A 24408-nucleotide genomic window follows, 5' to 3' on the forward strand; every position below is an offset into this window, starting at 1 on the left:
ACCAGTACGAGCTCATGGTGATTCTCCAGCCCGAGATCGATGAGCGTCAGGTTGCTCCCAACCTTGACAAGTTCCTCAAGGTCATCACGAATGACGGCGGAACCATCGAGAACGTCGACATCTGGGGCCGTCGCCGCCTGGCGTACGAGATCCAGAAGAAGAACGAAGGCATCTACGCCGTCGTCAACTTCACCGCGACGAGCGAGACCACGCAGGAGCTCGACCGCCAGCTGAAGCTGAGCGAGTCGATCATGCGCACCAAGGTCCTGCGCGCCGAGGAGGCCATCGCACAGGTCGCCGCCGAGAAGGCGCGCTCCGAGGCGAAGGCCGCCCGCAAGGCTGCTGCCCCCGCTAAGGCTGCGAAGGCCTAAGGCACATGGCCGGCGAGACCGTCATCACCGTCGTGGGCAACCTCACGGCAGACCCCGAGCTGCGTTACACGCAGAACGGCCTGCCGGTGGCGAACTTCACGATCGCCTCGACTCCTCGCACCTTCGACCGTCAGGCGAACGAGTGGAAGGACGGCGAAGCGCTGTTTCTCCGCGCGTCCGTGTGGCGCGAATTCGCCGAGCACGTGGCGGGTTCGCTGACCAAGGGCATGCGGGTCGTCGCGACCGGCCGCCTGCGTCAGCGCTCCTACCAGGACCGTGAGGGCCAGAACCGCACCGCGATCGAGCTGGAGGTCGACGAGATCGGCCCCTCGCTGCGCTACGCGACCGCACAGGTCACGCGCGCGGCATCCGGCTCCGGTGGTGGTGGCGGCGGAAGCTTCGGTGGCGGTCAGCAGTCGCGCCCGCAGCAGCAGGTGCAGGAGGAGCCGTGGGCGACCCCGGGTTCTTCGGCTCCCGATGCGTGGAGCGCACCGGGTACCAGCGGCGCCTCCTACGGCGACGACACCCCGTTCTGAATCGGATTCCGGATGCTGCGCGCAGCGGCATCCGATCATCACACTCGTAAGGAAACACAATGGCTGGAAAGGCAACCGGCGACCGCCGCAAGCCGCGGAAGGGCGCGAAGAACGCGGCCCCCGCGAAGGCGATCCGCGTCGGCGTCATCGACTACAAGGACGTTTCGACGCTCCGCAAGTTCATCTCGGAGCGTGGGAAGATCCGCGCCCGTCGTATCACCGGTGTCTCGGTGCAGGAGCAGCGTCTGATCGCCAAGGCGATCAAGAACGCGCGCGAAATGGCGCTCCTGCCTTACGCCGGCGCTGGCCGGTAAGGAGCACCGACATGGCAAAGCTGATTCTCACGAACGAGGTCGCCGGGCTCGGAAGCGCCGGTGACGTCATCGAGGTCAAGAACGGGTACGCCCGTAACTACCTCATCCCCCAGGGCTTCGCAGTGGCCTGGACCCGCGGCGGCGAGAAGCAGGTGGCGTCCATCCGCGCCGCTCGTGACGCCCGCGCGATCCACGACCACGAAGAGGCCGTGGCCCTCAAGAACAACCTCGAGTCGAACAAGGTCAAGCTGTCGGTCAAGGCCGGCGCCGAAGGCCGTCTGTTCGGTGCGGTCAAGCCCGCCGACGTGGCTGACGCGGTCAAGACCGCCGGCCTCGGCGACCTCGACAAGCGCAAGATCCACATCACCTCGCCGATCAAGGCCGTGGGCGAGCACGAGGCGACCATTCGCCTGCGTGACGACCTCACCGCCGTCATCACCCTGCAGGTGGTCGCCGCCAAGTAATACCTGGCGCACCAGAACGGATGCCGCGGACCTTCGGGTTCGCGGCATCCGTCGTTTCCGGGCCGTGCACCGTACACGGGATGCTCCTGTGGGACGGCGTCTGAGGCCCCCGTTCGCGCAGGCTGGAACAGGAGCACGCGGGGGGCCCGGCGCGCCTCGGAGGACCGCTTCTCGAGGCGCTCCGGAGGTCACGGAGTGACGGGTGCGATCGTTGCGACGCGTGACGCGCGGGGGCTCCGGTGGACTTGACAAGTACGGTGTTTTACACAAGTGAGTCCCCAGATGACAACCTTCAAGTGAGACTTCAACCAGGATCTTCATCCACAGGCTGGGGAAACTCGAAGCCCTGGTCAGACGGTAGAAACTCGCTGACTTTCGACGTATTCCCGGGCGTTTTCCACAGGACTTCTGCACAACCGTCGCGGCGTTTCCCGCAATCTCTCCACAGAGTTATCCACAGGCCGGTTTGCGGGTGTCAGATGCCCTCCATACCGTGTACTCCGGCTCGGTCACAGGCCAGGATGCGGGGGTGCGGATGTCGATCGCGGACATCTCTGACGACAGGCTCGGCGGACGGCGCGAACCCGACCGCACCCCACCTCACGACATGCTCGCCGAGCAGAGCACGCTCGGCGGAATGCTGCTATCGAAGGATGCCGTCGCGGACGTCATCGAGACGCTGCGCGGCACGGACTTCTACGTGCCCAAGCACGAACTCATCTACGAGGCGCTGCTCTCGCTCTACTCGCACGGTGAACCGACCGATGTCGTCGCGGTCACCGACGAGCTGATCAAGAACGGTGAGCTGCAGCGTGCCGGCGGCGCCGACTACCTGCACACCCTGACCTCGATCGTGCCCACCGCGGCGAACGCGGGGTACTACGCGACGATCGTCAACGAGCGTGCCCTGCTGCGCCGGCTCGTCGAGGCCGGAACCCGCATCGTTCAGATGGGCTACAACGGCCAGGGCGACGCTGTCGACCTCGTCAACAATGCGCAGGCCGAGATCTACTCGGTCACCGGTGCAGAGAAGGCCGAGGACTACGTCCCGCTCGAGGTCGCCGTCACCGCGGCCATCGACGACATCGAGGCCGCGCGCGGGCGTGACGGTCAGATGACCGGCATCCCGACCGGCTTCTCGGGCCTCGATCAACTGACGAACGGTCTGCATCCCGGCCAGATGATCGTCGTCGCCGCCCGACCCGCCATGGGTAAGTCGACGCTTGCGCTCGACTTCGCCCGCGCCGCCGCGATCAAGAACGACTCGCCGACGATCTTCTTCTCGCTCGAGATGGGGCGCAGCGAGATCGCGATGCGCCTCATGAGCGCCGAGGGAGCTGTGCCCCTGCAGTCGATGCGTAAAGGAACGCTCGACTCGCGCGACTGGACGACCGTCGCCGCGACCCGCGGGCGGATCAACGACGCGCCGCTGTACATCGACGACAGCCCGAATATGACGCTCGTCGAGATCCGCGCGAAGTGCCGCCGCCTCAAGCAGCGCGTGGGTCTCAAGATGGTCGTGATCGACTACCTGCAGCTGATGACGAGCGGCAAGCGCGTCGAGTCGCGCCAGCAGGAGGTCTCGGAGTTCTCGCGTGCCCTGAAGCTGCTCGCGAAGGAGCTGCAGGTCCCGGTCATCGCGCTATCGCAGCTGAACCGTGGTGCCGAGCAGCGTGCCGACAAGAAGCCCGCGATCAGCGACCTGCGTGAGTCGGGCTCGATCGAGCAGGACGCCGACATCGTCATCCTGCTGCACCGCGAGGCCGCCTACGAGAAGGACAGCCCCCGCGCCGGTGAGGCCGATCTGATCGTCGCCAAGCACCGTAACGGCCCGACCGACACCGTGACGGTGGCGTTCCAGGGTCACTTCTCGCGCTTCACCGACATGGCCGTGGGAATGGACTGAGCTGTCGGTCATCGGCGACGATGGCGGATTCTCACGGGAAGTGGCGATCGAGTAGCAATTCCGCCACTTGCGTTCGCCTTCGGGCGCATGGTCGAGGGAGCTGGAACTTGACCCGCTTCGATGCGCTCCGTGATCCTCTACCACCGGGTCTGGCGGCGATGTCGAAGAGACGCACGCGCGTGCGCGCGTGGCGGACGCTCGCGGTGTGCCGGCCGCAGATCACTATGTTCTTGGGGTGAACGACCGATCCAGCAGGGGGTGACATGGCGGGTACCAGCCTCGATCATGTGCGGACGTTCGTGACGGTGTTTCGGACGGGGTCGTTGACCCGGGCTGCGCAGTTGTTGGGGGTGTCGCAGGCGACGGCGTCGGCGCATGTGCAGGCGTTGGAGGCGACGCTGGGGTTCGCGCTTTTCGTTCGGGGCTCGTCGGGGGTGTCGCCGACCGCGAAGGGGGTCGAGCTGGCTCGTGAGGTCGCCACGCATGTGGATGCGTTGGAAGACGCGGCTGTTCTCGCCAGCCGCGCGGCGGCGGCGCCGCGGGCGGTGCATGTGGGGGGTGCGGCGGAGATCCTGTCGTTCATGGTGGTGCCGCATCTGCGGCAGATGATCGATGCGGTGGGCGCGCCGATCCGTTTGGTGTTCGGACTCGCCGATGACCTGCTCGATGGCCTCCTCGCAGGAGCCGTCGACGTGGTGGTGAGCGCGGTCCCGCCTCGTCGACGGGGCATTGCCGCGGTGCCGTTCTACGACGAGGAGTTCGTGCTGGTCGCCGGACCCGGGTGGCAGGGGGTGGAGCCGGAGAGCATCCCGGTTGTCGCGTACGCCGAGGATCTCCCGATCATCCGCCGGTATTGGCGCAGCGTGTTCGAGAGGGCGCCGACCGGCCTGCGGGTGGCGGCGGTGATCCCCGACCTGCGGGACATCCGCGAGGTGGTTCGGGCGGGGGTGGGGATGTCGGTGCTGCCGTCGTATCTGGTTGCTGCCGATCTGACGGCGGGAACCCTGGTGGCGTTGGAGAGGCCGGAGGTGGCGCCGTTGAACACGCTGTACCTGGCCACGCGGGGTCGGGAGGCAGACGGCAACGCGGCGATCGGCGCGGTGGCCGCCGAGCTGAGGCGGCTGATCCATTAGCCGTCAGAGTGCCTGGTTTTCTGATGGCACGCATCGGATCACCGATGCCTCCTGGGAAGCGGCGGGGAGGAGAGTCGTCCTTGTCGAAAGGACTCTCTCATGTCGAACATTCTGATGGTCGTGACCGCGGCCGACTCGCTCACTCTCGCTGATGGCTCGATTCATCCGACCGGGTTCTGGGCCGAGGAACTCGTTGTCGCGCACCGCGATCTCGCTGCGGCAGGCCACACCATCATCATCGCCACGCCCGGTGGACGGGTTCCGACAGTCGATTCCGGCTCGTTGACAGTGGAAATCGTGGGCGACCAGGCGAAGGTAGACGACTTCCGCACCTACCTCGCCTCGATCGCTGAGGCGCTGGGCCATCCGGTTGCGCTGGGCGCGGTGGATGCCACTGCGTTCGACGCCGTCGTCCTTCCGGGCGGTCACGGGCCGATGGCCGACCTCGCCTTCGACGCGGACCTCGGCACGATTCTCACCACGGCCAACGCCGCCGGGACGCTGATCGCACCGTTCTGTCACGGCCCGGCCGGGCTGCTGAGCGCGATCGACGCCTCGGGTGTGTTCGCGTTCGCGGGACGCCGGGTCACCGTGTTCACCGACGAGGAGGAGTCGACCGGAGGGCTGGGGCAGAACACGCCGTGGCTGGTGGCCAGCACGCTTCGCGAGCGTGGCGCCCTGGTGGTGGGCGGCGCGCCGTGGACGTCGCACGTGGTGCGTGATGGCAACCTCATCAGCGGCCAGAACCCGCAATCCAGCGAAGCCGTCGCGAAGGCTGTCATCGAGGCGCTGGCATGACCGCCACGGAGCCGGATCGGGATCACCGATCCGGCTCCGTGACGATCCTGTAGCCGAGGGCTGATCGGTTGACAGCTGACACCGGCTCTCATATATGATGTACGAGAGCCACGAGGAGGTGTGCCAGCGATGTCGATCCCATCGTTCGGACCTGTCGCCACGACATCACGAACATCGCACGTCCTCGAACTGCTGAAAAGCGCGATCCTCAACGGGCAGTTGAGCCCGGGCGACGCACTCGTCGAATCGGATCTCGCGAGTCGCCTAGGGGTATCCAAGACGCCGGTCCGCGAGGCGTTGAAGACGCTGGAAGGAACCGGCCTCGTCGTCATCCGGCCATACACCGGCGCGGTCGTGCGCGTGTTCACCGAGGACGACGCCGTCGCCGTCTACGACATGCGCCTCTTGCTCGAGCCGGAAGCGGTTCGGCGAAGCGTCGCCGCCGGCTTCGACGCGGCGGGAGCCGTCGAGGCCCTGGAGCGCGCTGAAGCCGCCGAAAGCGGATCCGAGCGCAGCCTGGCGAACCGTGACTTCCACCGGAGCTTGTACCGCGAGTGCGGCAATCCGCTGCTCGTGCAGACGCTCGATGGTCTCCGCGACCAGATCGCGCTCATCTCGGCCGGCTCGTGGGCTCGTACCGCCTCGTGGCGCCACGAGGCCGCAGAGCACGCCCGCATCCTGGAGGTCGCCCGCTCGGGCGACTCGGAAGCCGCGGCACGCCTGGTGCGTGAGCACGTCGCCGACTTCGCCCGTCGACGCATCGCGCCCACGGGACCCGACTCCGCGGAAGGAGGGTCGGCCTAGAGAAAGAGACGGCTCGTTCACCGCCAAGTTCCCGAGCCGCCCCCTGTTCAACGCTCCTCACGGAGTGGTCACCGTCGCTTAGCAAGGAGCAACGATGCTTCACAATGATACGAAACCGTCTTCCTCCGCCGCATCCACCGCGCGTGCTCGACGCAGCAACACGCGCTGGACGATCGTCGGATTCTCGGCGCTGGGACTCACGATCGCCTACCTCGACCGGGCTGCCCTCGGCGTGGCGCTGCCCTTCATGGCCGAGGAATTCGAGATCGGGCCCGCCATTCAGGGCGTGCTGCTCTCGTCCTTCTTCTGGACGTATGCGCTCTTCCAGATCCCTTCCGGTTGGCTGCTCGACAAGTTCGGGCCGCGCGTGATCTACCCGATCGCGGTCGGCTGGTGGTCGATCTGGACAGCGCTCACCGCGCTCGCGACCGGCGTGGCGTCGACGATCGTGTTCCGGCTCGGGCTCGGCATCGGAGAAGCGCCGGTGCAGCCGGCGAACATCAAGGTGGTCTCGCGGTGGTTCCCGCGCCGCGAGCGCGCGTTCGCCTCGAGCCTGTTCGACATGGGGCAGCAGATCGGCACCGCGCTCTCCATCCCCATCGTCACCGCGCTGGCACTGTTCGCCGGGTGGCGGTTCGCGTTCCTTCTGATCGGCGCGGTGGGCGTCCTGTGGGTCATCGGCTGGCTCATCGTCTACCGCGCACCGGAGAAGCACGCTCGCGTGAACGCCGCCGAGCTGGAGTACATCAACTCCGACCAGGGTGAGATGGTCCTCGCCCAGAGCGCCGCCGAGAAGAAGCCGTGGCGGGCGCTCCTGCGCGACAATCAGGTCTGGGCGCTCATGTTCGGGTACGTCTTCCGTTCTCTGGCCGGCGCGTTCTTCCTCACCTGGTATCCGAGCTATCTGCTGAACGATCGGAACCTGTCGAAGGAGGAGTTCGGGCTGGTGGGGGCGATCCCGGCTGTCATCGCGATCGGCGCGACCGTTCTCGGCGGCATCGTGTCGGATCGGCTGCTCGCGTCGGGCAGGGTGTCCGCCGGAGCCGCGCGAAAGATCCCGATCATCGCGGGTCTGGTTCTGAGCGCCTGCATCGGGTTCAGTCCCTTCATCGAGTCGAACGTGCTCGTGATGGTCGTGCTCACCGTCTCGAGCGCTGCGCACTCCTTCGCCGGAGCGGCCATCCTGAGCCTTCCCGCCGAGGTTGCCGAGACGCCCGACACCGTCGGCTCGGTCGCCGGGTTCCAGAACTTCGGCTCGCAGCTGGGAAACCTGATCAGCCCCATCGCGATCGGCCTCTTCCTCACCTTCAGCAACAACTCCTACGTCGGACCGCTGGTGTTCGCCGCGTTGAGCTGCCTCATCAGCGCGGGCATCTACGCCTTCTGGGTGCGCATCAAACCCGTTGTGGCGCTCTCCGACGTCATCCACCCCACGAATGAGAGGGCGTCATGATGACCGGATCATCCTTCGACCGCGCTTCCCTGATCGACCGACTCTCCACTGTCGTCGGCATTCCTGTGGTGCCGTTCGGTGAGGGCGGTGACGTCGATCACCCGCTGCTCGCGAGCCTCATCGACCGGCTCGTCACCGCCGGTGTCACCGCGCTGACTCCGAACGGCAACACGGGGGAGTTCTATGCGCTCTCGCCCGAGGAGCGCAGAGCCGTCCTTCTCACCGTCGCGGACGCGGCTGCCGGCCGAGCCGTGCTCGTCGGTGGCGTGGGCTTCGACCTCGCCACGGCCGTGGCGGACGCGCGGTTCGCGCGGGAGGCCGGCGTCGACGCGGTGATGGTGCATCAACCCGTCCTGCCGTACCTGTCGCCCGAGGGATGGGTCGAATACAACGTCACCGTCGCGCACGCTGTTCCGGAGATCGGCGTGGTGCCCTACCTCAGCACGCCGCTGGTGACCGGTGCTCACATCGCCCGACTGATCGACCGAGCACCGAACGTGGTGGCGCTGAAGTACTCCGTGCCGGATCCGGTGGTCTTCGCGTCGGTTCGCGCGGAGGTCGCCGCCGGCACGACTGCAGACGTGTTGTGGATCGCCGGTCTCGCCGAGTCGTACGCTCCCGCCTACTGGCAGGGCGGTGCGCGAGCCTTCACGTCCGGGCTCGTGAACGTGGTGCCGGCGAAATCGCTCGCCATGCTCGATGCCCTCCGGGGCAATGATCCAGCCGAGGCGGAGCGGGTGTGGCGCAGCATCCGCCAGTTCGAGCACCTGCGAGCCCGTCGTCGTTCTGCCGACAACGTCGCCGTCGTGAAAGAGGCGATGCACCAGCTCGGCCTCTGCCGCCGGGATCTTCGTCCCCCGAGCGCCCCGCTGTCTGCTCGAGCTCGCGAGGAAGTGACCGAGTCGATCGCCTCGTGGTCGGCACCGCCGCCGACGACGACCGCCGGAACCCAGTCCGTACGGGTGCCGGCATGAGCGTCATCGAGAGGCTGGACACCTACCTGCAGCGCGTCGGCGATCGGCCGCGCGTGCTCGTGAAGATCACCACGGATGACGGGATAGACGGCTGGGCGGAGGTCTACAACCACGGCCCCGATCTCGCCTTCCCCCCGCTGCTGGAGTACCTGTTCGAGCAGATCAAAGGCATCGACGCCCGCCGCACCTCGTACGTGTCGCAGTTGCTGCTGCAGTCATCCCGGTTCCCACCGGGGGCGATCGGTCTGGCAGCTCTCGCGGCAATCGATCACGCGCTGTGGGACATCGCCGGGAAAGCGGCGGGGATGCCCGTCTACCAGCTGCTCGGCGGTGCCGTGCGCGACCGGGTGCGGGTCTACGCCGGGCTGTACTCGGCCCCGGACATCCCGCAGCTGGTCGATCGCACGTCCGAACTGCACGAGGAGTTCGGGTTCACCGCGTTCAAGCTGAGTCCCTACCGCGCCGATCTGCACCGGCACCGGTTCGGCGTCGTCGCAGCCGAGCTCGGACGGTACTTCGGCGAGGTGCGTGAATCACATCCGGCAGACGTCGAGTTCGCCTTCGACGCGCATGCGTGCCTGTGGTCGCCGCAGCAGGCGGTCGCGCTCGGTGCCGCTCTCGCCCCGAACGAACCGCTGTTCCTCGAGGAGCCGATCAGGCCGGAGCACCTTCCGGCCTGGGCCCGGATCCGCTCCGAGCTCTCGGCGTTGTCCGTGCCGCTCGCGACGGGCGAATCGCTCTACTCGCCCTACGAGTTCCTCGGTCTGCTCACCGCGCAGGGAGCCGACATCGTCCAGCCCGACATCTGCGTGGTCGGCGGGCTGACGCAGATGGTCAAGATCGCTCATCTCGCCGAGGCCCATTACGTTCCGGTCGCCCCGCACAACCCGCTCGGACCTCTAGCGACCGCGGCGAACGTTCACTTCGCCGCCGCGACGACGAACTTCTCGATCCTCGAGTTCAAACCCGACCCGGTGTCGTGGTGCCATGACCCGTACGAGCCGCGTGACGGTCACCTGGAACTGCGGCCCGACCGGCCCGGATGGGGAATCACCATCGACGAGAGCTCACTCGCGAAGGATGACTGGGTGCACTGGGAGCGCCGCGTCCCGGTGAAGCCCGACGGATCGACCGCCTGGATGTGAGCGCACCCCCGCCGCACCCGTCCCGCACCCGCCCCGTGTGCGGCTCGCAGCATCGAACGACTTCACCCGGACCGAAGGACCACGACACATGACCCCTGTCACCACCACCGACCCGGCGACCGGCATCCAGCGCTCACTCGACCTCGAGGAAACCGATGGCGCAGGGCTCGCCGCAGCCGTCACCGCGGCCGCGCGGGCAACGGATCACCTGATCACGCTCGGCCGTTCCGGGCGGGCGTCCCTCCTCGAGTCGATCGCCGACGCGCTCGAGGCGCGCCGCCGAGAGATCGTGGCCACGGCCGATGCGGAGACGGCGCTGGGAACGAGCCGGCTGGAGGGCGAACTCGCACGGACGACCTTCCAGCTGCGGTTCTTCGGCGACGTGGTGCGAGAGGGGTCGTATCTGGAAGCGACGATCGATCACGCCGGGGACACCCCGATGGGTCCTCGGCCCGATCTGCGGCGCATGCTCGTGCCTTCGGGACCCGTCGCCGTCTATGCGGCGAGCAACTTCCCGCTCGCCTTCTCGGTAGCCGGGGGCGACACCGCCGCCGCTCTGGCTGCCGGCGCCGGCGTCGTCGTGAAGGCGCATCCCGGGCACCCGGCCACCAGCGCGCTGGTGGGTGCGGTGATCGCCTCCGTCGTCGAGCCCGTGGTGGGCAGCGCGGTTTCCGTGGTCTACGGGTACCAGGCCGGAATCGATCTCGTTCAGGCTCCCCTCATCCGAGCGGCGAGCTTCACGGGATCGCCGGGTGGTGGGCGTGCCCTGGCGGAGCTCGCAGCGTCCCGGCCGCACCCCATCCCGTTCTACGGCGAGCTGGGCAGCATCAATCCGGTCCTCATCTCACCCGCTGCAACCGCAGCCCGGCCGGAGTCCATCGCGGCGGGACTGGCGGCGTCGATCGTGCTGGGCGGCGGACAGTTCTGCACAAAACCCGGAGTCGCGCTCGTTCCCGCTGGAGCCACGGGAGACGCACTCGTCACCGCTCTCGCGGGGGAGATCGGCCGGGTCGAGGCGAAGCCTGCACTCACACGCGGAATGGCTGCCGCCTACAGTGCCGGCGTCGTCGATCTGGTGGCCGCAACCGGGGCACAGGAAGTGTCCGGTGCGAGCCTCGGCGAGGTCGCTGCCGCAGCAGAGCGCGGGCGCACGGTTCCCTCTCTCGTCGAGTTCGAGGGCGAGGAGCTGCCGGCCCGCCTGACCGAGGAGTGCTTCGGACCGACCGCTGTCGTCGTGCGCTATCGCGACGACGATCACGCCGCCCGCCTCGCGGCCTCGCTGCCCGGATCGCTGACCGCGTCGCTGTTCCTCGAGCCGGGCGACACCGGTGTGCCCGCCGCTCGGGCGACCCTGGGCGCCCGGGCGGGACGCATCCTGTTCGATCAGTACCCCATGGGGGTCGCCGTGGCATGGGCCCAGAATCACGGCGGGCCATGGCCGTCGACCGATTCTGTGCACACGTCGGTCGGCGCCACCTCCATCCGGCGCTACCTTCGACCCGTCGCCTGGCAGAACGCTCCGGCCTCGGAACTCCCCCCGGAGTTGCGCGACGGACCCGTCGACATCCCCCGCCGCGTGGATGGAGCGCTGCAACTGCCGTAGCACGGTCGTGGCGCGAGCACGTGCAGCAGATCTGCGGCTGATGACCCGTTAGGATCCAATGCGCGGGATTCCGCGCGCCCCCCTTCTCGGCCAGTCTGGAGCCCGATGCCGTTCCGCAGTAAAGAGACGCTCGAGCGCTGGTTGCGCGAGTTCAACGACCTCCGGGGGGCGGGAGATCTGATCAGGGTGCTCGTGCAGGACGGGTCCGAGGGCTCCGACACCGGCCTCGTCGTCGTGCCCCTCGCGAACTCGTCGGTATCGGTCTTCATGGAGCCGATCGAGGTCGGCGACGCACGCTGGCGGGTCACCATCGAGCCGCAGCCGGACTTCACGATCCTGAGCAGCTTCCAGATGCACGCCCTTGCCGCCGAGTTCACCGTCGCCGCCGAGCTCTGCTCGTTCCTCGAAGCGAAGTCGGTCGGCCACGAGGAAGACGACACCGACGAGTCGTGAGCGCAGCACGCGGCGGCGTCAGGTGGCGTGAGCGCAGTCGGCTGGTGCGGATGCTGCGCCTGTGGCGCACCCGCAACCCGACGACGTTCCGCGAGAAGGTGCGCTACAAGATGCTGCGCGACCGCCGCAGCATCATCGTCACATTCGCGGACAAGGCCGCCGTGCGTGACCACGTCGCCGCGGTCATCGGCGAGCACTACCTGCCCCGCGCGTACGCGATCGTCGATGACCCGCAGGATCTGCTGAACCTCGAGTGGCCCGAGGCCTACGTGGTGAAGCCGACGCACGGGAGCGGCGCCGCGATCGTCGTGTCGCCCGCTGCGCCCGCCGAGGCGCGGCTTCCGGAGGCGCGCTGGGGCTGGGTCTATCGGCATGTACGGCCGCAGGCCGCGAACCCGCACGACATCGCGGCGATCGCCGCGGGCTGGCTCACCAAGCTCTACGGGCAGGGTCCGAACCGCGAGTGGGTCTACGGGCAGGTGCCGCGCCGCGTCATCGTCGAAGAGTTCCTGGTCGGCGCCGACGGCGGCATCCCGGACGACTACAAGTTCTTCGTCTTCCACGGCCGATGCCATTTCATCCAGGTCGACGGCGGGCGCTTCGGCGGTCGCACGCAGGACTTCTTCCGCCCCGACTGGAGTCGTATCCCGATGAGCGGAGGGCCGCCGTGGGCTGAGCCCGAGCGCGCCCGTCCCGCGCATCTCGACGAGATGATCAGCATCGCTGAGCGCCTCGGCGAGAGCGCCGATTTCGTCCGCGTCGATCTGTACGACGTCGACGGGCGGGTCGTGTTCGGCGAGCTGACGAGCTTCCCCGCCGGCGGCGACAGCCCGTTCGACCCCGAGTCGTTCAACACCGAGTTCGGTCGCCCCTGGACCGTGCCGCGGCGCTACCGCTGAGAAACATCCCTTCCGCGTGTCTCGCGAGGATACGCGGGACCCGCATCCCGAGGGGATGCGCCATGCGCCCGGTGTCAACCCGCTACGGGTCTCGGGATGCCGCGACCTAATGTTCTCGGAATGAGCAAGACAGATACCCCTGCGCCTTCCAGCCTGCGGCGCGGCATCGGCGGACCGCTGCTGTTCGCATTCATCCTCGGAGACGTTCTGGGGGCGGGCGTATACGCACTGATGGGTGTGCTCTCGGAGCGCGTGGGTGGGATGCTGTGGGCGCCTCTGCTCGCGGCGCTGGTGCTGGCGATGCTGACCGCCGGCTCGTACGCCGAGCTGGTCACGAAGTACCCGCGCGCCGGAGGCGCGGCAGTCTTCGCCGAGCGGGCTTTCAAGAACAAGCTCGTGTCGTTCCTCGTGGGCTTCTGCATGCTGGCCGCCGGAGTGACGAGCGCGGCAGGGCTGTCGATCGCGTTCGCGGGCCAGTACCTGCAGACGTTCGTCGAGGTTCCCGTGGTTCCGGTCGCCATCGTGTTCCTCGCCGTGTTGGCAGCGCTCAACGCCCGCGGCATCCGCGAGTCGATGGGCGCGAACTTCGTCATGACCGCGATCGAGGTCTCCGGCCTGGTCATCGTCGTCGTCGTGGTCGGGTTCCTCCTCGCCGGGGGCGGCGGGGATGTGTCGCGCGTCACCCAGGTTCCCGAGGGCACCGGGGTCGCGTCCGCGGTGCTCGCCGGCGCGATCATCGCGTACTACTCCTTCGTGGGGTTCGAGACCTCGGCCAACATGATCGAAGAGGTCAAGGAGCCCTCGAAGATGTATCCGCGTGCGCTCTTCGCCGCGCTCGGTGCCGCAGGGCTCGTCTACGTGCTGGTCGGTCTCGCGAGCAGCATCGCGCTGCCGCCCGAGGAGCTGTCGAGCTCGAGCGGACCTCTCCTGGCCGTCGTGGAGGCGAGCGGCGTCGCCGTCCCGTCGTGGCTGTTCAGCCTGATCGCGCTCATCGCCGTCGCCAACGGCGCGCTTCTGACGATGATCATGGCGAGCCGTCTCACGTACGGCATGGCCGAGCAGGGGCTCTTGCCGCGCACGCTGTCGCGGGTGCTGCCGGGCCGGCGTACTCCGTGGGTCGCGATCCTCGCCACGACGCTCGTCGCGATGCTGTTGACACTCGTCGGCGACCTCGCGCTGCTGGCCGAGACCGTCGTCCTGCTGCTGCTCTTCGTGTTCCTGAGCGCCAACATCTCGGTGCTCGTCCTGCGCCGTGACCGTGTCGAGCACGATCACTTCCGCGTGTGGACGTTCGTCCCGGTCCTCGGCATCGCGTCGTGCCTGCTTCTCCTGAGCCAGCAGACGCTTCGAGTGTGGATCTTCGGCGCTGTTCTCCTCATCGTCGGGGTGGCCCTGTACTTCCTGGCGCGGTGGGCGCGCGGCCGTGGCGGGCGCGCCGCCGGCGCGGCGTCCGCGGAGGCGCACTCCGGCGTGTGAGTCCACGGCGCGCGTCTACGCTCGATCCGTGACGACACGGATCATCGGCCTGAAACCGCTGTACCTCGCCGGGTTCACCACGGCCTTCGGGGCGCACGGCGTCGCTGCGGCTCTGGGCACGGAGACCGATCAGATCGGTCTGACGTTGGTGACGCTGGGGCTCATCCTCGCGATCTACGACATCGCGGAGGTCGTTCTCAAGCCGCTCTTCGGAGCTCTCAGCGACCGGGTCGGAGTCAAACCCGTCATCGTCGGCGGTCTGCTCGTGTTCGCTGCCGCCTCGCTCGTAGGCGTCTTCGCCTCGAGTGCCGCCGTGCTCGCGGTCGCGCGGCTGGGCCAAGGAGCCGCGGCCGCCGCGTTCTCCCCGGCCTCCTCCTCGGCGGTGGCACGCCTCGTCGGCCCCGCGTCAGCCGGACGGTACTTCGGCAAGTACGGATCCTGGAAGGGCCTGGGGTACGCCGCCGGACCGCTCATCGGTGCCGCCCTGATCATGTGGGCCGGGCTTCCCGCCCTCTTCCTCGCGCTCGCGCTGCTCGCCGTCGCGGCGGCCGCGTGGGCACTCGTCGCGATGCCGGCTGTGCCGGTGCTGCCCAAGCAGCGGGCGACGCTCGTGGAGCTCGTGCGGCAGTCGACGGCGCCGGTCTTCCTCGGCCCCGTTCTCCTTCTCGCGGTGGCCACCGGCACCCTGGGCATCGCCGTGGGATTCCTCCCCTTCGTCGGCGCGCAACTGGGGCTGCATCCGCTCATCGGCATGGGTGTGGTGAGTCTGCTCGCCGTCGTGTCCGCGGTCGTGCAGCCCCGGATCGGTGGTCTCCACGACGCTGCTCCCCACCGTGTCGTCGCGGTCATGGTGACGGGCGCCGTGCTGCTCATCGCGGCACTCGTCCTCGTCGCCTTCGCCCCCTCCGTGCCGACGATGGTGCTCGCGGCCGTGCTCATCGGTCTGGGCGTCGGCGCGATCACCCCGCTCGGCTTCGCGCGCCTGGCGTCGACCACCCCGCCCGAGCGGATGGGGCGCACGATGGGCAGCGCCGAACTGGGCCGAGAGGTGGGTGACGCGGGCGGGCCGATCCTCGTCGGCGTGATCGCCGGCGCCGCCACCCTTCCGCTGGCTCTCGCAGCCGCTGCGGTCGCGGTGGGCCTGACCACGGCCGCCGGCGGCGGCATGATGGCGACGACGCACCGGCGCCGAGCCGGTATGCCCGCTACTCGCCCTCGACGTGGTACCTCCCGAGCGGGAGCATGAGGGGCTTGCCCGAACGCGGGTCGGTGATGACCTCGTTGCGGATGCCGAACACCGACTCGATCGTCTCCGAGGTGAGCACCTGCTCGGCCGAGCCGGAGGTGATGACGCTGCCGCCGCGCATGGCGACGAGGTGATCGGCGTAGCGTGCGGCGAGGTTCAGGTCGTGCAGCACCATGACGACGGTGACGCCGCGATTCCGATTGAGGTCGGTGAGCAGGTCGAGCACCTCGATCTGGTGACTGACGTCGAGGAAGGTCGTCGGTTCGTCGAGCAGCAGCAGGTCGGTTCGCTGTGCGAGCGCCATCGCGATCCACACGCGCTGTCGTTGTCCGCCCGACAGCTCGTCGACGGCACGGTCGGCCAGCTCGAGCGTCTCGGTCGCCGTGAGCGCTTCGGCCACCGCCTCGTCGTCGGCGGTGGTCCAGCGTGAGAAGAGGCCGTGGTGCGGGTTGCGTCCGCGGCCCACGAGGTCTGAGACGGTGATGCCCTCGGGCGCGGTGGGCGACTGCGGCAGCAGGCCGAGCGTGCGGGCGAGCTCCTTCGCCGGCATCCGATGAACCTCGGCGCCGTCGAGCAGGACGTGCCCGGCCCGGGGTGACAGCAGACGCGACATCGAGCGCAGGAGCGTCGACTTGCCGCAGGCGTTCGGCCCGACGACAGCGGTGATGCGGCCCGACGGGATGCGCAGGCTGAGCCCGTCGATGATGGTGCGATCGCCGTATCCGACGGTGAGGTCCTCGGCGAGCAGAGTGTGATCGTCGGTCACAGCGAACCTCCGGCGCGATTGGTACGGATGATGAGGTAGAGCAGGTAGGGCGCGCCCAGCACGCCGGTCACGATGCCGACCGGATACCGGATGCCGAGTGCGTACTGACCGACGAAGTCGGCCACGAGCACGAGAAGCGCGCCGATCAGGGCGCTCGGGACCAGGAGCGACCCGCGGGGTCCGATCACGCGCGCGGCGATCGGACCGGAGAGGAACGCGACGAACGCGATGGGACCGGTGGTCGCCGTGGCGAAGGCGATGAGGCTGACCGCCGTGACGACGACGATCAGTCGCGTCCGCGCCACCCGTGTGCCGATGGCGGCGGCGGTGTCGTCGCCGAGCTGCAGCGCGGCGAGATCGCGCGAACGCGACAGCAGAACCGGTGCGAGCACGAGCAGCGCGACGCCGGCGGTGATGACCTCGTTCCAGGTCGCGCCGTTGAGGCTGCCGTTCAGCCAGCGCAGCGCCTCCTGAAGATCCCACTGCCCGGCCTGCGACAGGACGTACTGCGTGAGCGCATCGAGCATCGCGGCGATGCCGATACCGATCAGGATGAGGCGGGTGCCCGCCGATCCCGATCGCGACGACAGCAGGTAGATGAGGAGCGCGACGAGGAGTCCCGCGATGATGGCGAACGCCGAGACGGCGAAGCCGCTGAGACCCAGCATGACGATGGCGAAAGCGGCGGCGGCACTCGATCCGGCGCTGATGCCGATGATGTCGGGGCTCGCCAGCGGATTGCGCAGCATGGTCTGGAACGCGACTCCGGCGAGTCCGAAGCTCAGCCCGACGATGGCGCCGAGGGTCGCGCGCGGCAGACGCAGGCGTCCGATCGTGAAGGTCGCGCCGCCGGCATCCTGACCGAGCACCACCGCCATCACCTCGGCGGGCGAGTAGAAGGTCTGCCCGACCAGGACATTCAGGGCCAGGGCCACCAGGACGGCGCCGACGAGGCCGAGGATCACCGCACGGCGTCGGCGTCCGCGCTGATGCCGCAGCCTAGCGACGGTCGTGACGGCGGTGGTGGTGACGGCGGTGCTGGCGGACGCCGCGCTCGGGGCGGTCACAGCGACTTCACCTTCTGGCGGCGGACGATCGCGACGAAGAACGGTCCGCCCACGAGGGCGGTGATGATCCCCACGTCGATCTCGGCGGGGCGCGCGACGACGCGGCCCACGACATCGGAGACGACGACGAGGGCGGCCCCCGCGACCGCGGAGAAGGGCAGCAGCCAGCGGTGGTCGACACCGACGAGCAGCCGACAGGCATGGGGGACGACGAGGCCGACGAAGGCGATGGGGCCGGCGATCGCGGTCGCGGCGCCGCAGAGGAGCACGGCACCGAGGGCGGCGACGGCTCGGGCGACAGCCACGCGCTCGCCGAGACCGGCGGCCAGGTCGTCGCCGAGGGCGAGCGTGTTCAGGCTGCGGGCCGAGAGCAGGCTCACGGCGAAGCCGACCAGCAGGAAGGGGAGCACGAGCGACACCGACGGCCACGTGGCGCCGCCGACGCCGCCGATGAGCCACGAGCGCACGTTGTCGGCGATGTCGCCGCGGGGCAGATAGATCGCCGTGACGAACGACACGAGAGCGGCGGATGTCGCCGCACCGGCGAGGGCGAGCTTGAGCGGGGTGGCTCCGCCGCGACCGAGCGACCCGATCGCATAGACGAACACGGCGGCCACTGCGGCGCCGATGATGGCGACCCAGATGTAGCCGCTGGCCGAGGCGAGACCGAACCAGGCGATGCCGATGACGATCGCGAGGGAAGCGCCCATGTTGACGCCGAGGATGCCGGGGTCTGCGAGCGGGTTGCGCGTGACGCCCTGCATGACCCCGCCCGCGACTCCGAGCGCTGCGCCCACGAGGAGGGCGAGCGCGGTGCGGGGGATCCGCTGGCCGACGGCCGCCTGGTCGAGGTTCGCCTGTGCGCCGCTCAGGGCGGCGAGGATCTCGTCCCACGACACGCTGCGCGACCCGACGGAGACGGAGAGGATGCACAGCCCGACGGTGACCGCGACGAGGATGATCAGCCAAGCAGCGCGGACGCGGTTCGGGCGCCGCACGATGGCGACGCCCGAACCGCGAACAGGGGCGTGTGTCACGCCGACTTTCCAGCGGCCTCCGCGAGGAGGGTCAGGTACTCGTCGAGGATGTACGAGATCGACAGCGGGGTGGGGTTGGCGGCGGTCCCGAGCGGGCCGGCGCCGTCGAGCGAGACGATCGCACCGTTCGCGACGGCGGGCATCTGCGACAGGAGCGGGTCGCCCTCGAGGGTGCTGACGAGCTGGTCGTCGCCGTAGGTGACGATGATGTCAACATCGGAGAACACGTCGACCTGCTCGGCGCTGACACTGCCCGAGAACTTCTCGCTGTCGCTCGAGGCCTCCTCGACGCTTGCCGGGGTGGAGAGGCCGAGGTCCTCGAAGAACGCCGCGCGCGTGTCGTGCGAGGTGTAGAAGTTGACGGTGCTGAGGTCGGACGGGTCGACGTGGGTCATGAACATCGCCGACTTCCCGGCGAGCTCGGGGTGCTTCGACGACGCGGCCTCGATCTCGTCCTCGAGGGTCGAGACGAGCTCCTCGCCTTCCTCCTGCATGCCCATGCCGAGAGCGTTGTACTCGATCACGTCGCGCCACGAGGTGGCCCAGGCCGACTCGGGGTAGGCGACGACGGGGGCGATCTCGCTCAGGGTGTCGTAGTCCTCCTGCGTCAGGCCGGAGTATGCGGCCAGGATGACGTCGGGGTCGGTGCCGGCGACGGCCTCGAAGTCGATCCCGTCGGTCTCGTCGAAGAGCACCGGGGTCTCGCCGCCCAGCTCTTCGAGCTTGTCTTCGACCCACGGCAGCATGCCGTCGCCGTCATCGTCGCCGAAGTTCGCCGCGGCCATGCCGACGGGAACGATCCCCAGAGCCAGGGGAACCTCGTGGTTCGCCCACTGCACGGTCGCGACGCGCTCGGGCTTCTCGGCGATGGTGGTCGTCCCGAGGGCGTGCTCGATGACGATCGGATAGCCGGCGCCGGCGTCGCCCTCGGGAGCGGACGAGGTGCTCGGCGACGCCGAGCTGCTGCAGGAGGCGAGGGCGAGGGCGGCGACGATGGTCGTCGCGGCTGCGGCCGCGGTACGACGAGTGAACATGGAGATCTCCGGTTTCGGTGGGTGCAGCCGCCTGGGAAATGCTCCGGTACGCGCGCACATCGGACCAGGTAAGGCTTGCCTACTCTAATCGAAGTGCCAGGAGTGGCTGCGAACCGGATGCGCTCGCGCTGCGCTCCCGCGGTCGTTCAGGCCGGATGCCGCTTCAGCAGCTTCGACGCGACGATCATCGCCCCGCCGAGCACGGCCGGGATCCCGCCGCCCGGATGCACGGACGCACCGACGCGCCACAGCCACGGCCGCAACGGGTCGTGCTGCGCCGGCTGGTGCAGGGGGCCGCTCATCCACAGCGGGTGCGACGCGCCGTACAGCGCGCCGTGGGGTTCGCCGAACGAGCCGAAGTACCGCGGGTCGAGCACGGTCGCCTCGGTCATGCCGTCGGTGAGCAGCCCGTCCAGGCCCATCACGCGGGAGATGCGCTCGATCTCGCGGGTCACGAACGGGTGGTCGAGGGCGTAACCGCGACCATCCGCGGGGCTCGTGAGCAGCACGGCGAGCGTGCTGCGATCGTTCGGGTAGATCTCGCCCGCACGGTAGTGGTTGACGAATGCCATCGTGTCGGCCGGCTCGTCGCCGGCGGCGAGGCTGCGGTGCAGGGCGGCGGGCTTGGTGGGCAGGATGACGCTGTGTGCGGCGATCCGCTCGGGCAGCGGCTTCTCGAGCACGCCGTAGATCGCGACGGCCGAGCACGACAGCGACGGTGTCCCGGGTGCGAGCCGGCGCCGGACAGCGCCTCGCTCGAGCAGTCCGTCGAGTCGGGCCGCGTCGAGCCCGCTGACGACGACATCGGCCTCGTGGGAACCACGCTCGGTCGTGACCCGTCCGCGCTCGATGCGCGTGACGCGTTCGCCGGTGCGGATCTCGACGCCCGCGGCATCCGCCAGTCGCTGCAGCGCGAGGACGATCTCGAACACGCCCCCGCGGGGGATCCAGACACCGTCGGCGGCCATGATCGCCGGCATGCTCGCGTAGAGCGCCGGGGTGCGGGCGGGGGAGACCCCGGCGTTGAGGGTGTGGATCTCGATGATCTCGCGCAGGCCCTCCGGCATCCAGGTCAGGCTATCGAGGTAGGCGCGCGTGCTCAGGCGCCGCCCATACACGGCGAGCAGCCGCTGCAGCGCGGGCAGCGATGCGCGATCGAGCGGGTCGGCCACGAGCAGCGCGCCCACGTCGGCCGCGAGTGGCGCGTGCTCATCGCTGAAGCGTCGCCAGGCCGGATACCAGGGATGGCCCTCGGCAACCGGCAGCGAGACCTCTTCGCCGTCGTAGTAGTAGCGGCCGACCTCGTCGAGGCGCACGAGGTCGAGCCCGCCGGCATCCGCGCCCGAGCCGGCATCCGCGCCCAGCCGGCGGCGCAGCTCGTCCCAGACCGCCGGGAACGTCACGAGCGACGGACCGGTGTCGATGCGCTCGCCGTCGAGCTCGATGCGCCGGCTCTTGCCGCCCACGGTGTCGGCCGCCTCGAGCAGCGTCACCCGGTGGCCGGCGTGGGCGAGCAGAGCGGATGCCGCGAGCCCGCCGAGGCCTGCTCCGACGACGACGATGCGGCTCAAGGGTAGATCCCGAGGAACATGGCGGCCAGCAGCAGCCCGCTCGCGACCGATCCCGCGATGTACGGGAAGGCGACCGACAGCGGGTAGAGCTTGCGGCCGGTCGCGGGGGTCGGGCGCAGCAGCATCCAGACGACCAGGGTTCCGGCGAGGGCCAGGTTCACGGCCGCGACGATCGGGCTGACGAGCGCGAACAGCACGGTCGACGCGGTCCACCATGCGCCGCTCCACAGCGCGGTGCCGCGCGGGCCGAGCAGGACGGCGGTGGTGGTGATGCCGGCCTCGCGGTCCTCGTCGATGTCCTGCACGGCGTCGTAGGCGTGCTTGGCGACGCTCCAGGCGAGCAGGCCGATCACGGCGGGCCATACCGGCGCAGCATCCAGGGCCACCGGCATGATCAGCAGCGGCAGACCGTAAGCGGCGTTGCTCAGCGAGTCGAGGAACGGACGCGCTTTGAAGCGCAGCGGCGGCGCGGAGTAGAAGACGAAGACGCCCGCGTACAGCAGGATCAGCCCGACGGCGGCGAGCGGCAGCGCGACGACGAAGTAGACGAGGAACGGGATGTTGGTGAAGGCGACGGCCCACGCGATGAGCCTCACCTCGCGCGGCTCGATGCGCGCGCCCTCGATCGACCCCTTGCGCGGGTTCAGCGCGTCGGTCTCCTGATCGAAGATGTCGTTGACGCCGTAGATCAGCAGGTTGAACGGCAGCGTCAGCCACAGCAGCAGCGGGATCGCGGCGACGTCGATCAACTGCCCGGTCAGCCACATGCCGAGCGCGCCGGTGCCGATCGTGTTGATCCACAGGATCGGTCGCGAGATGTGGACGAGGCGCGCCACGGTCGATGTCTGGCGTGTGATGGCGGTGCTCCTCGGATCGGCTGTCGTCACTATCTCACCATCGGTCGGATGCTGGTGAACCCGCCGTCGACCGGGATGATCTGCCCGGTGATGCGCGATGCCTCGGGCGAGAGCAGCCAGTCCATGACGGCGGCGACCTCGTCGGCTGTCTGCACACCGCCCAGCGGATACTGCTTCTCGGCGCTCTCGCGCAGCATCGGCGCCGCGAGCATGCCGGCGGTGAGCGGGGTGTCGGTCATGCCGGGGGCGACGGCGTTCACCCGGATGCCGCGGGCGGCGTAGGTCGCGGCCGCGCTGCGGACCAGCGCTTCGACCCCGCCTTTCGCCGCGGCGATGACCTCGTGGTTGGCGACACCGATGCGCGCGACCACCGAGCTGGCGAACACGGCGGCGCCCGGCGCCTTTCCGGTGGCGTCGAGCCAGGCCTGCAGCATCCAGATGCTGCTCTCGAGGTTCACCCGGAGCACGTCGCGCGCGTCGTCGGTCTTCGTGCGGTGCAGCGGCGTGATGAGGGTGCTGCCGACCGCGTGCGCGAGCAGGGCGGGGGCGCCGCCGAGCTCGGACCGGCACGCCTCGAACGCGCTCGCCGCGCCTTCGGGCGTCGTGACGTCGGCCTCGATGCGGGCGTCGGCGTCGACGTCGGCGAGGGTGGCGGCATCCCGTCCTCCGGCCGCCACGCGCAGACCGCGGGCGCGCAGCCGGGCGACGAGCGCCCTGCCGACCCCGCCGCGGGCACCGGTGACGAGGGCGATGTCGTTCGGGAGGTCGTTCGCGGTCATGGGGTCTCCGTCGGGTCGGACGTGCGGATCAGGCGTGGGTGGGCGCGGCGACGTCGCCGCGGCGGATCGCATCCGCTCGGTCACGGATCGCCGTGATCTCGTCGTCGCCGAGGCGGCCGAGGTTCTTCACCTGCAGCGCCATCCGGTGATTTTCGGCGAGGGGCTCCTCGTGTCGGATGAGGTAGTCCCAGTAGAGGGTCGTGAAGGGGCAGGCATCCTCGCCGATCCGCTTCGCGGGGTCGAACGGGCACGTCTTGCAGTACGGGCTCATGCGGTCGATGTACTTGCCCGTCGCCGCGTACGGCTTGCTGCCCATGAGGCCGCCGTCGGCGTACTGGCTCATCCCCAGGGTGTTCGGCAGCTCGGCCCACTCGACCGCGTCGACGTAGACCGCGAGGTACCACGCGTGCACCTCGCGCGGGTCGACGCCGAGCAGCATCGCGTAGAGGCCGGTGACCATGAGGCGCTGGATGTGATGGGCGTACCCGTTCTCGAGAGTGGTGCCGATGGCGTCCGCGAGGCACGCCATCGGGGTCTCGCCCGTCCAGTACCAATCGGGCAGGGGCTCGAACGCTTCGAAGGCGTTGCGTTGCAGGTAGCCCGGCATCTGCGTCCAGTAGACGCCGCGGACGTACTCGCGCCAGCCGAGGATCTGGCGGATGAACCCTTCGACGGCCGGCAGCGGCGCCCGCTCGGACCGGTACGCCGCCTCGGCAGCGGCCACGACTTCGCGCGGATGCAGCAGCTTCAGGTTCATCGACGACGACAGGTGCGCGTGCCAGAGCCAGGGGTCGCCCGGCCACATCGCGTCCTGGGCTTCGCCGAACCCCGGCAGCCGCTCGTCGATGAAGAGGTCGAGCGCCTCGAGAGCCTGCGCGCGCGTGACCGGCCACGCGAAGGTGTCGAGCGAACCGGGGTGGTCGCGGAACTCCCTTCCGACGAGCGAGATCACCTCGCGCGTGATCTCGTCGGGCGGGAACGTCGCGCGCGGCGGTACGAGTCCGGGGCCCTGCTTCGGAAACGCCTTGCGGTTGTCGGCGTCGTAGTTCCACTGGCCCCCGACGGGCTGACCGTGGTCGGTCATGAGGATGCCGTGGCGCCCACGCATCTCGCGGTAGAAGTACTCCATCCGCAGCGTCGCCCGCCCCTTGGCGTGCTCCGCGAACTCGGCGACGGTGCAGAAGAAGTGCCGGTCTATGCGGATGTCGAGGGGGATGCCGGCGGCATCCGCCGTCTGCCGCAGCGCTTCGCGCACGCGCCACTCGCCGGGCTCGGTCACGACGAGTGCCTCGGGGGCGAGCCTCGTCAGGTCGGCGGTGAGCTGGTCGGCGAATGTGCCCTTGTTTCCGCGCGCATCGAGCTCGGTGTAGTGGAGGGTGTGTCCTGCGGCGCGCTGATCGGCGGCGAAGTGGCGCATCGCCGCGAGGAACACGGCGGTGCGGGGCTTCGAGCTCCAGACGTGGGTCGACTCCTCGGCTACCTCGGCCATCCAGACGGCATCCTGCGCGGGGTCGAACTCGTCGAATGCGCTCGCGTCGGGATCGAGCTGGTCGCCCAGGACGATCACGAGGTTTCGGAGCACGGTGTCAGCGTAGGAACGGCATCCGACGTTCCCTATCGCTTGTGCGGAGGGCAGGGCTGCGCTAGCTGTGCGGAGCGGCGCGGTAATGAAGGCGCCGGGCTCCGGCGGGTCTCGGTGACGGTCACGCCTCACGCCGCTGA

General features: G+C 69.2%; 24 protein-coding genes. 16 read left to right on the forward strand and 8 right to left on the reverse strand.

All coding sequences use genetic code 11. The annotated features are described in order from the left end of the window. Positions 1-14: 14 nt before the first annotated feature. From rpsF to ACPYN5_RS07495, 16 genes are all read left to right on the forward strand, one after another. Positions 15-371, forward strand: a complete 357-nt coding sequence (rpsF, locus tag ACPYN5_RS07420; RefSeq protein ID WP_210007747.1) for a 30S ribosomal protein S6 — start codon at positions 15-17, stop codon at positions 369-371. Between the two features lie 5 nt (positions 372-376). Continuing rightward, a complete protein-coding gene (locus ACPYN5_RS07425) occupies positions 377-907 on the forward strand; it encodes a single-stranded DNA-binding protein (protein ID WP_424448340.1) in 531 nt (176 codons plus the stop codon). 59 nt (positions 908-966) lie between these two features. Continuing rightward, a complete protein-coding gene (gene rpsR / locus ACPYN5_RS07430; RefSeq protein WP_023953545.1) occupies positions 967-1221 on the forward strand; it encodes a 30S ribosomal protein S18 in 255 nt (84 codons plus the stop codon). An 11-nt stretch (positions 1222-1232) separates the two neighbouring features. Then, the gene (gene rplI / locus ACPYN5_RS07435; protein WP_023953547.1) at positions 1233-1685 is read left to right on the forward strand and encodes a 50S ribosomal protein L9; all 453 of its coding nucleotides are present in this window, start codon (positions 1233-1235) and stop codon (positions 1683-1685) included. A 535-nt stretch (positions 1686-2220) separates the two neighbouring features. Continuing rightward, positions 2221-3591 (forward strand): replicative DNA helicase, encoded by a 1371-nt coding sequence (dnaB, locus tag ACPYN5_RS07440; RefSeq protein ID WP_412939687.1) that lies wholly within the window; start codon positions 2221-2223, stop codon positions 3589-3591. A 263-nt stretch (positions 3592-3854) separates the two neighbouring features. Further along, positions 3855-4724 carry a LysR family transcriptional regulator gene (locus ACPYN5_RS07445; RefSeq protein ID WP_424448341.1) on the forward strand — a complete coding sequence of 290 codons (870 nt, stop codon included), beginning with the start codon at positions 3855-3857 and terminating at the stop codon, positions 4722-4724. Positions 4725-4823: 99 nt separating this feature from the next. Then, entirely contained in the window at positions 4824-5522 is a 699-nt protein-coding gene (locus ACPYN5_RS07450) for a type 1 glutamine amidotransferase domain-containing protein (protein ID WP_424448342.1), read from the forward strand. Between the two features lie 129 nt (positions 5523-5651). After that, complete coding sequence (locus ACPYN5_RS07455; RefSeq protein WP_424448343.1) at positions 5652-6326, forward strand: GntR family transcriptional regulator; 675 nt, start codon at positions 5652-5654, stop codon at positions 6324-6326. A 94-nt stretch (positions 6327-6420) separates the two neighbouring features. Next, positions 6421-7779: an MFS transporter gene (locus ACPYN5_RS07460; protein ID WP_424448344.1), complete on the forward strand. Its 1359-nt coding sequence runs from the start codon at positions 6421-6423 to the stop codon at positions 7777-7779. Continuing rightward, positions 7779-8753 (forward strand): dihydrodipicolinate synthase family protein, encoded by a 975-nt coding sequence (locus tag ACPYN5_RS07465; RefSeq protein ID WP_424448345.1) that lies wholly within the window; start codon positions 7779-7781, stop codon positions 8751-8753. The genes ACPYN5_RS07460 and ACPYN5_RS07465 overlap by 1 nt, the downstream gene beginning before the upstream one ends. Then, positions 8750-9898, forward strand: coding sequence for a mandelate racemase/muconate lactonizing enzyme family protein (locus ACPYN5_RS07470; protein WP_424448346.1), 1149 nt, complete (start codon positions 8750-8752; stop codon positions 9896-9898). Before ACPYN5_RS07465 ends, ACPYN5_RS07470 begins: the two co-directional genes overlap by 4 nt. A gap of 88 nt (positions 9899-9986) precedes the next feature. After that, a complete protein-coding gene (locus ACPYN5_RS07475; protein ID WP_424448347.1) occupies positions 9987-11501 on the forward strand; it encodes an aldehyde dehydrogenase family protein in 1515 nt (504 codons plus the stop codon). Positions 11502-11606: 105 nt separating this feature from the next. Further along, positions 11607-11954, forward strand: coding sequence for a hypothetical protein (locus tag ACPYN5_RS07480; protein ID WP_424448348.1), 348 nt, complete (start codon positions 11607-11609; stop codon positions 11952-11954). After that, a complete protein-coding gene (locus ACPYN5_RS07485; protein ID WP_424448349.1) occupies positions 11951-12853 on the forward strand; it encodes an ATP-grasp fold amidoligase family protein in 903 nt (300 codons plus the stop codon). Before ACPYN5_RS07480 ends, ACPYN5_RS07485 begins: the two co-directional genes overlap by 4 nt. Positions 12854-12973: 120 nt before the next feature. Further along, positions 12974-14329 carry an APC family permease gene (locus ACPYN5_RS07490; RefSeq protein WP_424448350.1) on the forward strand — a complete coding sequence of 452 codons (1356 nt, stop codon included), beginning with the start codon at positions 12974-12976 and terminating at the stop codon, positions 14327-14329. Between the two features lie 28 nt (positions 14330-14357). Next, positions 14358-15575, forward strand: coding sequence for an MFS transporter (locus ACPYN5_RS07495; RefSeq protein ID WP_424448351.1), 1218 nt, complete (start codon positions 14358-14360; stop codon positions 15573-15575). Here ACPYN5_RS07495 and ACPYN5_RS07500 read toward each other — a convergent pair. The 8 genes from ACPYN5_RS07500 to ACPYN5_RS07535 form a co-directional block, all read right to left on the reverse strand. Further along, on the reverse strand, positions 15535-16341 hold the full coding sequence (locus tag ACPYN5_RS07500) for an ABC transporter ATP-binding protein (protein ID WP_424448352.1): 807 nt from the start codon (positions 16339-16341) through the stop codon (positions 15535-15537). The two genes, ACPYN5_RS07495 and ACPYN5_RS07500, sit on opposite strands and share 41 nt — an antisense overlap. Continuing rightward, positions 16338-17408, reverse strand: a complete 1071-nt coding sequence (locus ACPYN5_RS07505) for a FecCD family ABC transporter permease (protein ID WP_424448353.1) — start codon at positions 17406-17408, stop codon at positions 16338-16340. Before ACPYN5_RS07505 ends, ACPYN5_RS07500 begins: the two co-directional genes overlap by 4 nt. Then, on the reverse strand, positions 17405-18445 hold the full coding sequence (locus tag ACPYN5_RS07510; protein WP_424448354.1) for a FecCD family ABC transporter permease: 1041 nt from the start codon (positions 18443-18445) through the stop codon (positions 17405-17407). Before ACPYN5_RS07510 ends, ACPYN5_RS07505 begins: the two co-directional genes overlap by 4 nt. Beyond that, positions 18442-19479 carry an iron-siderophore ABC transporter substrate-binding protein gene (locus ACPYN5_RS07515; RefSeq protein ID WP_424448355.1) on the reverse strand — a complete coding sequence of 346 codons (1038 nt, stop codon included), beginning with the start codon at positions 19477-19479 and terminating at the stop codon, positions 18442-18444. The genes ACPYN5_RS07510 and ACPYN5_RS07515 overlap by 4 nt, the downstream gene beginning before the upstream one ends. Before the next feature lie 146 nt (positions 19480-19625). Then, entirely contained in the window at positions 19626-21050 is a 1425-nt protein-coding gene (locus ACPYN5_RS07520) for a phytoene desaturase family protein (RefSeq protein WP_424448356.1), read from the reverse strand. After that, the gene (locus ACPYN5_RS07525) at positions 21047-21886 is read right to left on the reverse strand and encodes a UbiA family prenyltransferase (protein ID WP_424448357.1); all 840 of its coding nucleotides are present in this window, start codon (positions 21884-21886) and stop codon (positions 21047-21049) included. Before ACPYN5_RS07525 ends, ACPYN5_RS07520 begins: the two co-directional genes overlap by 4 nt. A 50-nt stretch (positions 21887-21936) precedes the next feature. Beyond that, on the reverse strand, positions 21937-22686 hold the full coding sequence (locus ACPYN5_RS07530) for an SDR family NAD(P)-dependent oxidoreductase (RefSeq protein WP_424448358.1): 750 nt from the start codon (positions 22684-22686) through the stop codon (positions 21937-21939). 28 nt (positions 22687-22714) lie between these two features. Continuing rightward, positions 22715-24268, reverse strand: a complete 1554-nt coding sequence (locus ACPYN5_RS07535) for a cryptochrome/photolyase family protein (protein ID WP_424448359.1) — start codon at positions 24266-24268, stop codon at positions 22715-22717. Between the last annotated feature and the right edge of the window lie 140 nt (positions 24269-24408).

The sequence above is a fragment of the Microbacterium arborescens genome (assembly GCF_049707515.1).
Taxonomy (GTDB): domain Bacteria; phylum Actinomycetota; class Actinomycetes; order Actinomycetales; family Microbacteriaceae; genus Microbacterium; species Microbacterium arborescens_B.

Bases quoted from the DNA above. Each gene is read 5' to 3' on its own strand.
- ACPYN5_RS07450 (WP_424448342.1), top strand. From the start codon at position 4,824: ATGTCGAACATTCTGATGGTCGTGACCGCGGCCGACTCGCTCACTCTC.
- ACPYN5_RS07460 (WP_424448344.1), top strand. From the start codon at position 6,421: ATGCTTCACAATGATACGAAACCGTCTTCCTCCGCCGCATCCACCGCG.
- ACPYN5_RS07490 (WP_424448350.1), top strand. From the start codon at position 12,974: ATGAGCAAGACAGATACCCCTGCGCCTTCCAGCCTGCGGCGCGGCATC.
- dnaB (WP_412939687.1), top strand. From the start codon at position 2,221: ATGTCGATCGCGGACATCTCTGACGACAGGCTCGGCGGACGGCGCGAA.
- ACPYN5_RS07480 (WP_424448348.1), top strand. From the start codon at position 11,607: ATGCCGTTCCGCAGTAAAGAGACGCTCGAGCGCTGGTTGCGCGAGTTC.
- ACPYN5_RS07425 (WP_424448340.1), top strand. From the start codon at position 377: ATGGCCGGCGAGACCGTCATCACCGTCGTGGGCAACCTCACGGCAGAC.
- rpsF (WP_210007747.1), top strand. From the start codon at position 15: ATGGTGATTCTCCAGCCCGAGATCGATGAGCGTCAGGTTGCTCCCAAC.
- ACPYN5_RS07515 (WP_424448355.1), bottom strand. From the start codon at position 19,479: ATGTTCACTCGTCGTACCGCGGCCGCAGCCGCGACGACCATCGTCGCC.
- rplI (WP_023953547.1), top strand. From the start codon at position 1,233: ATGGCAAAGCTGATTCTCACGAACGAGGTCGCCGGGCTCGGAAGCGCC.
- ACPYN5_RS07475 (WP_424448347.1), top strand. From the start codon at position 9,987: ATGACCCCTGTCACCACCACCGACCCGGCGACCGGCATCCAGCGCTCA.
- ACPYN5_RS07530 (WP_424448358.1), bottom strand. From the start codon at position 22,686: ATGACCGCGAACGACCTCCCGAACGACATCGCCCTCGTCACCGGTGCC.
- ACPYN5_RS07455 (WP_424448343.1), top strand. From the start codon at position 5,652: ATGTCGATCCCATCGTTCGGACCTGTCGCCACGACATCACGAACATCG.
- rpsR (WP_023953545.1), top strand. From the start codon at position 967: ATGGCTGGAAAGGCAACCGGCGACCGCCGCAAGCCGCGGAAGGGCGCG.
- ACPYN5_RS07465 (WP_424448345.1), top strand. From the start codon at position 7,779: ATGACCGGATCATCCTTCGACCGCGCTTCCCTGATCGACCGACTCTCC.
- ACPYN5_RS07470 (WP_424448346.1), top strand. From the start codon at position 8,750: ATGAGCGTCATCGAGAGGCTGGACACCTACCTGCAGCGCGTCGGCGAT.
- ACPYN5_RS07445 (WP_424448341.1), top strand. From the start codon at position 3,855: ATGGCGGGTACCAGCCTCGATCATGTGCGGACGTTCGTGACGGTGTTT.